At 59.4% G+C, this 1,218-nt stretch carries 2 pseudogenes; both read left to right on the top strand.

Annotation, left to right across the window (positions count from 1 at the left end):
- Positions 1-426: pseudogene (locus EN749_RS36035) on the top strand (site-specific DNA-methyltransferase); the annotation flags it as partial.
- Between the two features lie 102 nt (positions 427-528).
- A pseudogene (locus EN749_RS36030) lies at positions 529-1,218 on the top strand (hypothetical protein); the annotation flags it as partial.

The raw sequence follows: 1,218 nt of genomic DNA, 5'->3' as shown, positions 1-1,218 counted from the left end.
GACCTGCACATGGCCGAGGACCTGAAGAACACGGGCAAGGGCAACCTCTTCGTCGTCTTCGGCGAGCCGGATGTCGACCTGATCGAGACCGCCGGCGGCGAGTTGCAGGTGAAGGTCAACGGCGTCGACATCTTCGACCCGTCGACCGGCGAAATCCGCTCGGACGACGTCAAGGGTATCGCCGCCTGGTTCATCGATACCGACTACAACGAGGAGAGCTTCTTCGTCCGCCACGCCTATTTCCTCGGCGCCAACGACCCCTACAAGTCGCTGAAGACCGCGCTGAAGGCCGAGATCGACGAGGACGCCTGGGCGACGCTCTACTCCGACACGTCACGGCCATTCCCGAGGCCGGCAACGGGGAGGATCGCGGTGAAGGTGATCAACCACTTCGGCGACGAGGTGCTGAAGGTGTTCGGGGTTTAGGTCATGGGGCGGGGCCACAACCACTATCCGAACTGCGGGTGCGGTTGGTGTTCCAGCACATGGGGCAACATCAGGATAGATCGCTCCCAGTTGCGCAGATCGATGCAGACCCGCGATGCGGAACGTATCCTGCGCGATGGGCGAGCCAGCCGGGGATACTCGTCCTGCTTCGTCAATCCGAACGCAACGTGCCCAGTTTGCAAAGCGGCGGTCTTTTATTACCAGAATGATCGTGGCAGCCGTGTCTTCTTTGACCACCTGGGGCCACCGTGGCCGAAACATGGCTGTACCGACAACCCAAGGCTGTCAGTGAGCGCAATATCGGCGCGCCCTCAGCCACGTGCGCGTGGACTCCGTCTTGAACTCGCAGAGGCCGCGACCTTTCTCGGCATCTACGATGGAGGCCGCTACCATCGATCGGGCTACCCGATTGATTGGCAGATGATTGAGATCTTGTCCGTCGTGCGTAAAGGCTGGGAGCTTTCCCTAACTGGGCAATTGATCGAAATGGCCGATGAGCCAATAGTCTATTTCTCTATCACCTGTCCGGATGACATCATTGCGGTGGGAGACGTTGTGAGCGGGTCCTATTCGACCATCAGCGCCTTTCATCCGGGAAAACTCGAGGCTCGCTCCTATCGAGTCACTTGGTTTGACAGCGAGCGCTTTCGCAATGTCGTTGCAACTGGTGAACACGTCCTCCGACCTCTTCGCGATACTCCCACTGTGTCTCTAACCAAGCTCGAAGTGGACAGCGTGGCCACGACCCTGATCCGGCGTGCTGATCTACGT

It is taken from the genome of Mesorhizobium sp. M7A.F.Ca.ET.027.02.1.1, assembly GCF_004022985.1.
In the GTDB taxonomy this organism is placed as follows: domain Bacteria; phylum Pseudomonadota; class Alphaproteobacteria; order Rhizobiales; family Rhizobiaceae; genus Mesorhizobium.
The sequence above is the reverse complement of the archived record's forward strand: the minus strand, read 5'-3'. Positions and strand labels throughout refer to the sequence as shown.